This window comes from Sulfobacillus harzensis (assembly GCF_012933365.1).
In the GTDB taxonomy this organism is placed as follows: domain Bacteria; phylum Bacillota; class Sulfobacillia; order Sulfobacillales; family Sulfobacillaceae; genus Sulfobacillus_B; species Sulfobacillus_B harzensis.
The window spans coordinates 1-6,767 of sequence record NZ_JABBVZ010000143.1 but is presented as its reverse complement, the minus strand read 5'-3'; the positions used below and the strand labels follow the sequence as shown (position 1 = coordinate 6,767).

General features: G+C 59.9%; 9 protein-coding genes. 8 read left to right on the top strand and 1 reads right to left on the bottom strand.

Annotated elements, in window-relative coordinates:
* Window positions 1–145: 145 nt before the first annotated feature.
* From HIJ39_RS20765 to hisIE, 8 genes are read left to right on the top strand one after another with little or no spacing between them, the layout of a single operon-like run.
* On the top strand, window positions 146–931 hold the full coding sequence (locus HIJ39_RS20765) for an ATP phosphoribosyltransferase regulatory subunit (RefSeq protein ID WP_169102949.1): 786 nt from the start codon (window positions 146–148) through the stop codon (window positions 929–931).
* On the top strand, window positions 924–1,562 hold the full coding sequence (hisG, locus tag HIJ39_RS20760) for an ATP phosphoribosyltransferase (protein ID WP_169102948.1): 639 nt from the start codon (window positions 924–926) through the stop codon (window positions 1,560–1,562). The genes HIJ39_RS20765 and hisG overlap by 8 nt, the downstream gene beginning before the upstream one ends.
* 1 nt (window position 1,563) lies before the next feature.
* On the top strand, window positions 1,564–2,766 hold the full coding sequence (gene hisD, locus HIJ39_RS20755) for a histidinol dehydrogenase (RefSeq protein ID WP_169102947.1): 1,203 nt from the start codon (window positions 1,564–1,566) through the stop codon (window positions 2,764–2,766).
* Complete coding sequence (gene hisB, locus HIJ39_RS20750) at window positions 2,750–3,328, top strand: imidazoleglycerol-phosphate dehydratase HisB (RefSeq protein ID WP_169102946.1); 579 nt, start codon at window positions 2,750–2,752, stop codon at window positions 3,326–3,328. Before hisD ends, hisB begins: the two co-directional genes overlap by 17 nt.
* Window positions 3,328–3,933: an imidazole glycerol phosphate synthase subunit HisH gene (hisH, locus tag HIJ39_RS20745; protein ID WP_169102945.1), complete on the top strand. Its 606-nt coding sequence runs from the start codon at window positions 3,328–3,330 to the stop codon at window positions 3,931–3,933. Before hisB ends, hisH begins: the two co-directional genes overlap by 1 nt.
* Window positions 3,934–4,638 (top strand): 1-(5-phosphoribosyl)-5-[(5-phosphoribosylamino)methylideneamino]imidazole-4-carboxamide isomerase, encoded by a 705-nt coding sequence (locus HIJ39_RS20740; protein ID WP_169102944.1) that lies wholly within the window; start codon window positions 3,934–3,936, stop codon window positions 4,636–4,638. It begins immediately after the preceding gene.
* On the top strand, window positions 4,632–5,432 hold the full coding sequence (gene hisF, locus HIJ39_RS20735; protein WP_169102943.1) for an imidazole glycerol phosphate synthase subunit HisF: 801 nt from the start codon (window positions 4,632–4,634) through the stop codon (window positions 5,430–5,432). Before HIJ39_RS20740 ends, hisF begins: the two co-directional genes overlap by 7 nt.
* Window positions 5,377–6,027 (top strand): bifunctional phosphoribosyl-AMP cyclohydrolase/phosphoribosyl-ATP diphosphatase HisIE, encoded by a 651-nt coding sequence (hisIE, locus tag HIJ39_RS20730; RefSeq protein WP_207711829.1) that lies wholly within the window; start codon window positions 5,377–5,379, stop codon window positions 6,025–6,027. Before hisF ends, hisIE begins: the two co-directional genes overlap by 56 nt.
* 18 nt (window positions 6,028–6,045) lie before the next feature.
* On the opposite strand, the gene HIJ39_RS20725 is transcribed toward hisIE, so the two are convergent.
* Complete coding sequence (locus tag HIJ39_RS20725; RefSeq protein WP_169102942.1) at window positions 6,046–6,678, bottom strand: response regulator transcription factor; 633 nt, start codon at window positions 6,676–6,678, stop codon at window positions 6,046–6,048.
* Window positions 6,679–6,767: the final 89 nt, after the last annotated feature.

Sequence of the window (6,767 nt, the reverse complement as noted above, 5' to 3'; positions counted from 1 at the left end):
TGTAGGAAAATCGCAGCGTCCAATGCGTCAAACCCGCGCGCCGTGCGGGTTCGGATTAAATGAAAAGGCTCCTAGACGGGTATTGACGTCGTTGCATCAGTGGTTTAGCATGATAACGCGATAAAACACTGATGCGAGGTGCGGTGTGCAATCATTCTTTGATGTCGAGCGACAGCAGTATCTGGCCATGGCGGGAATTGGCCGCCGATTGCTGGAGGCCGGATTCTCGCCCGTGGCCACCGAGCCATGGCAGGCGGGGGGATTTCGGACCGACCACACCCCCCTTCTGCTCGAAATTGCGGCGAGCTTTTCCGATCCGCCACCGCCTTTGCCACTCCGGCTTTTTTCCCAAGGACCGGTATTCCGGCCGCAGACGGGACGTTGGATTGAGACGGTGGACGTCGAGTGGATTGGGACGGTGGGCCCGGAACAACATCGGATTATGCTGTCGTTGGCTGATCAACTGCTACGGGAGATTGCAGACGCAGGTCTGTTGAATCAGCCCGCGGTGTTGGTTTTAGGCCATCGCGGCTGGATAAGAAAATTAGGCCGAGTGCTTGGGCTTGAGGAAGATCGTGTGGCCGCATGCATTAGGTGTTGGCAGGAAGGCGTGTTGTCCGGTTCTGACGCCTTTCCTGACGCCACCAAGGCGCTGTTTCAACCCTCGCCAGCCCACACGTTCTTTCCTGCCCTACAAGAATGGCTCGATGTTGAAAGCCCGTTGTCCGCCCAAAAGAAGGCCGAAGTGCTCTGGGACTTGTCGTTCGTGGGTTCCCATCCCTATTACACGGGCTTGGTTTTTTCGGCCTATCACCCGGAATCCGGTCGGGAACTCGCCTCCGGTGGTGAGTTTGCCCTAACGGTGGCAGGCCGGCGATTTGAAGGTTTTGGTTTCGTGCTCAAGCTAGAGGGGGTCGGTAGCCATGTCTGACTGGGTCGTGGCGCTTAGCCGCGGGCGTGTGGCGGAGGATTTGCGGCCGCTGTGGGAGGCCGCCGGATGGCATCTCCCCGACTTGGAGGGAAGCCGCAGCCTCTATTTTCCCCCTCAAGGCCGGAGCCCCGGGGTGATTGTTGCGCGCGGCGTGGACGTTCCCACCTTGGTAGCCCAAGGAGCCGCACAATTTGGCGTGGTGGGGCGCGACATGTTGGCCGAGCATCCGGATTCTGGGGTTCTAGAGGTACTGGATCTGGGGATAAGCCGCTGTCGTCTGGTGCTGGCCGGCCAATCGCCGAGCTGGCCTGATGGACCGGTTCGCGTAGCCAGCAAATATTCGCGCTTGACACGTCAGTTTTTCGCCAAGGCTCAGCATCCGGTTGAGGTTGTACCCCTGTCGGGAAGCCTCGAACTGGCCCCCTTGATTGGATTGGCTCCTTATATTGTGGACTTGGTAGCAACGGGGGCGACGCTTAGGGCCCATGGTCTCGTTGAGATTCGGTCGATTTTGTCTTCTACTGCTCGGCTGGTTGTCAATCCGGGAATCTGGCGAACGCAGGCTGGCGGCCGGTCGTTTGTCAGGGAAATGGCGGCCGCCAAAGGGCGAATGATGAGGGGGAGTGCGTGAAGTGGCGGACATTGCCGGAATATTGGATGCCGTGAAGGCGGAGGGAATGAGCGCAGCACTTCGGTATACCGAGGCCTATGACGGAGTGTCCATGAAACCCGAGGAGGTGTTTTTCGACCCTCTGTCCGTTCCCGCCGCGCGCGTTGCGGCGGATGTTCAAGAGGCCATCGATCGGGCCATCGATCAGGTGCGCCGATTCCACAAAGCAGTGGCCCCCCGCGGGACAGTATTGTCGGCTGGTTCCGGATTAGAGGTGGAAGAGCGTTGGATCCCCTTTCGACGGGTGGGACTTTATGTTCCCAACGGGCAGTTCCCACTGGTTTCGAGTCTCATCATGACCGCGGTCCCAGCCATGGAGGCTGGCGTTGGTGCCATCGTTGTTGCCCTGGCGCCCCGCCCGCGCGCTGGACTCGGCGCGGTATGGCTCTATGCTCTACAGCGCCTCGGGATTCGCGAGGTGGTGCGGCTCGGGGGTGCCCAAGCAATCGCGGCCTTAGGGTACGGCCTCGAGGGGTTGGACCCGGTTGACTTCATTGCGGGGCCCGGCAATCGTTATGTGACCGAGGCCAAGATGGAACTAGAACGGCGTGGTGTCGTTGGCGTGGATGGTTATGCCGGGCCGTCAGAAGTGCTGTTGATTGCCAATGATCTCGAATGGGCTGATGCCGTGTGGGCAGATTTGGCGGCCCAGGCGGAGCATGACCAAATGGCCCGGGCCGAGTTGGTGACCACCAACTCGGAACTGGCACGGTGGGTTGAGCGGCGAGCAGCCAATCTGCCGCCAGGCATGGGCACGATTACGGTCACGATTGTGGCGTCGCTGGCCGAGGCGGTCGATTGGGCCAATCAACGCGCACCGGAACACCTGGGACTCATGGGTGAAGACGCCGAGGCTCTAGCGTCGAGCATTTTTACGGCCGGCGCGTTGTTCATTGGGCCCATGGCGGGACAAGCGCTGGGAGATTATGTGGCCGGACCGAGCCACGTATTGCCCACTGGTGGGCGCGGCCGGTTTCAGTCTGGGCTAACCACGCGGAGCTTTTGCCGGCGCATGAGCGTCATTCGGGCGGCGTGGTCGTTGGATCGCGATCTGCTCCAAGCGGGAATGCGCCTGGCTGAATTGGAGGGTCTTCAAGCGCACCGGGATTCATTGGCCTTGCGACAACAATGGCAGGAGGCGAAGAACGATGGGACGGATGGCTGAAATCCAGCGCGAGACCCGTGAGACCCGTATTGACCTCGCGGTGGACTTAGACGCCGGCCAGGGGTCAAAGGTCAAAACTAATCTCCCCATCTTCTCTCACTTTTTCGACGCCTTGGCGTTCCATAGCCGCTTTTCTTTAACTCTGGAGGCTGAAGGGGATGTGGCCGTGGATCCCCACCATTTGGTCGAGGATGTTGGAATTGTGTTGGGGCAGGGAATCCGCCAGGCGCTCGGCGGGCAAGACTTCGCCCGCTTCGGTGATGTGGTGCAGCCCATGGACGAGGCCTTAGTGTTGGTGGTGGTGGACATTTCCGGTCGGGGACAACTGTATTGGGGCTCGGGATTTCCTGACCGTGCCATAGGCGGCGTGTCCGCCGAAGTGTGGCCGGAGTTTTTTAATGGTCTCGCCCGCAACTTGAACGCGACCATCCACGTTCGCATGATAGCGGGCGAGAACGCCCATCACGTCTACGAGGCGTGCTTTAAGGGATTGGGCCGGGCACTCTGGCAGGCCACGCGGTCGGGATGGGGTGGCGTAGCGTCCACCAAGGGGGTGCTGTAGTGCACGTGGCCATCATTCCCTTGGGTCGGGGAAACCTCGGCAGTCTCACCGCTCACTTCATGCGTCTCGGGCATCGGGTGGAAATCATCCAAGATGCAAGCAGGGAACGTCTCGCGGCTGATTGGGTGATCTTGCCGGGCGTCGGCTCCATGCGGGGAGCGGTTCGGCATCTCGATCAACAGGGGATTCTGTCCACTCTGAAACAAGCCCGTCAGGCCAGCGTCCCGGTTCTGGGCATTTGTCTTGGCATGCAACTTTTCTATCATCATAGCGAGGAAGGTGGAGAGGGCCTAGGATGGCTCTCGGGCCGGGTGCCGCGTCTTTCTGCTCCCATTTTGCCTCACATTGGCTGGAATGACTTAGAGATGGTATCGAACGCGCCCCGGTGGCTCGCCGCGTTTCAAGGCGCCTCGGTCTATTTTGTGCATGAATTTTTTGTTGAGCCTGCCGACACCGATCAGATTCTCAGCAGCACCCAATATTATCAGACGTTTCCTAGTGTGGTGCAGGCACCGGGGCTTTTTGGTGTGCAGTTCCACCCGGAGTTGTCGGGTGATGTCGGTGCTGCTTTGACCGAGGCCATTTTGAATCAAGGAGGCGGTTAGATGGAAGTATGGCCTGCGCTCGATCTGCTTGAGGGACAGGTGGTGCGTCTGACGGGTGGAGACTACCAGCAAAAGCATGTCTATAGTAGCGACCCGTTGGATCTCTTGTTTGAGCGCTTTCACGGGTGGCCTCCGCGAATCCACCTCGTTGATCTGAGCGGTGCGCGAACCGGGACTTTCTCTCAACTTGAACTGGCCCGCAGATTGGCTCAAGCGGGTGTGGTCGTCGAAGCCGGGGGCGGGTTCCGGGACCTCGGCACCATTGCCAAGGCGTTGGATGCGGGCGTGCAGCGGGTGGTGTTGGGGACCCGATTGGTTGAGGATGACAGCTTTCGCCGCCAGGCAATCCGCATTTTTGGTGCGGATGCGGTGGTGGCGGGACTCGATGTGCGTGCGGGGCGGTTGCGCATCCGTGCCTGGAAAGAAGAGGGTACGGAGGCCTTGGGATTTTGGGACGAGCTGCGGCAAGAGGGATGGAAGCGGGCGGAGGTGACCGATGTGGGGCGAGACGGCCGCTTGTCAGGGGTAGACAGCGATTTTTGGAAACCCTGGGCAGGACGTGGGGATGTGGGCGCAGGCGGTGGGATTCGCTCGCTCGACGATCTCTGCCACCTTCAAGCGTGGGGATTTGGCCGCGCGGTTGTCGGGAAAGCCTGGTTGGAGAACCGCATCCCCATTGCGGCCATTGAGGAGGGCGTATGCTGAGAGCGCGGATTATTGCTTGTCTCGACGTGCGCTGGGGACAGACAGTCAAAGGGGTGAAGTTCGAGCAATTGCGCGAGTTGGGGGATCCCATCGAGCGCGCGCTCGCTTACGCGCGCGAGGGCGCCGATGAGATTGTCTGGCTCGATGTGCAGGCTACGTTAGACAACGCTAAGCCCCGCGCTGACCTCATAGCTCGGCTGCGCCAAAAGCTCAATATTCCGCTCACCGTGGGCGGAGGCATCACGAATCTCGGAGATGTGGAATCGTTGCTGGAAGCGGGCGCGGACAAGGTCTCGATAAATAGCCGGGTGTTGCAGGAACCGGCTCTCATTGAGGATATCGCCCGTCGGTGGGGGTCGCAGTGCGTAGTGGTGGCGGTCGACGCCAAACGCGTGACCAAAGGATACCGGGTATTCTCTCATGGCGGTCATGTCGATGCCGGCTGGTGGCTGGCCGATTGGGTGGCAGCCGCGGAGGAGCGTGGGGCCGGGGAGTTTCTCCTCACGTCCATGGATTGCGACGGACGTCAGGAGGGCTTCGATCTGCCAATGCTCGATGTGGCGCGGTCCGCCACCCGCCGCCCCGTTATCGCCTCAGGAGGCGCCGGCTCGGCCGAACACATCGCAGCCGCGCTCGACCGCGGGCATCGGGCGTGTCTTCTTGCGTCTGTACTGCATGAGGGTCGTCTCAGCATCCGGGAGTTAAAAGCGGATTTAGCGGAAAGGGGGTATCGGATACGTGCAGTTGATCGAGAATGGCCGGGTGTTGTACCCGGTGGTGGTTCAGGACTATAACACGCGGGCGGTATTGATGGTGGCCTTCGCCGATCAGGAGGCCCTGAGTCTAAGTGAACACACCGGCTGGGCTCACTTTTTCAGTCGGTCGCGCCAACAACTATGGCTCAAGGGTGAGACGTCGGGCCATCGCCTCAAAATGCGCGCCATGCTGACGGACTGCGATCAGGACGCCTGGCTGTATCAGGTTGAGCCCTTGGGGCCGGTTTGCCACCGTTTAACCCCAGGATGCTTCGACGTCGAGGGAGCTGATGCCGACCCCTTGCATTATGTGATCGGGCGGGTGAAGGAGCGGCTCCGCACTGGACCTCAACCTGCGTCATATACCTGGCGGCTTTTGAACCAAGGGACAGAGCGAGTGGCTCAGAAGGTGGGCGAGGAGGGACTAGAGGTTGCGCTGGCGGCGCAGGCTCTAACCTATGAAGAAGGGGCAGAGAAGCGAGCGATGCTGGCGGGTGAAATCGCGGACCTCCTCTATCACCTCGCGGTCTTAGCGGAAAAACTTAATATCGACTGGCACGATGTCAGTGCCGTGCTTCAGGCACGAGCCAAGGAGAATTCCAAAGACGTTCACCAAAGAGAATCAGCCGAATAAGCGGCGCCGGGTTCGTCTTTAGGGGCGGGCCGAAAGCCTCACCAGACCACGCTGATGGGCGGCAATCACCGCTTGGGTGCGGTCATAGACATCCAATTTGGCCAAAATGTGGCTGATATGCACCTTCACGGTCTTTTCGCGGATATTTAAGCGGGCGCCAATCTCTTTGTTGCTGAGGCCTTCAGCCAAGAGCGACAGAACGTCAAGCTCCCGTGGCGTCAGGGGCTCCAGCATGTCTGCAGTGTTGGACGATGGGAATTGGTCCCAAATTCGGCGGCCTTGAAAGATCTGTCGGATGGCGGACACCAGATCATCCGGGTTGACCGTTTTGTCAAGATAGCCCGATGCGCCCTGGCGCTCCAAATACCGCAGGGTTTCGCTGTCGCGCGACGAGGTTAAGACCAGCACGCGTACGGTGGGGAACTCTTGCCGGACTCGGTCAAATAGCTCGGCGCCATCCATATCGTCTTGTAACAGCAAGTCAAGCAGCAGCACATGGCAGGGCTCACGTCTTAGGGCCTCGATTGCCTCGCCGGCGCGGCCTACATCGAATCCGACCCGAATGTCTTGAAATCCGTCTAGGAATACCCGAAGCCCCTCGCGCACCACGGGGTGGTCATCGACGACGCCGATGATGATGGGATGGCCCAATGTTCCCGCTCCTTATTTGTTAGTCTCAGTGGTGGATAAGTTTGTCAAACATTGCAACGAGCCACTGGATCTCGTTCAACCCTTTGTCC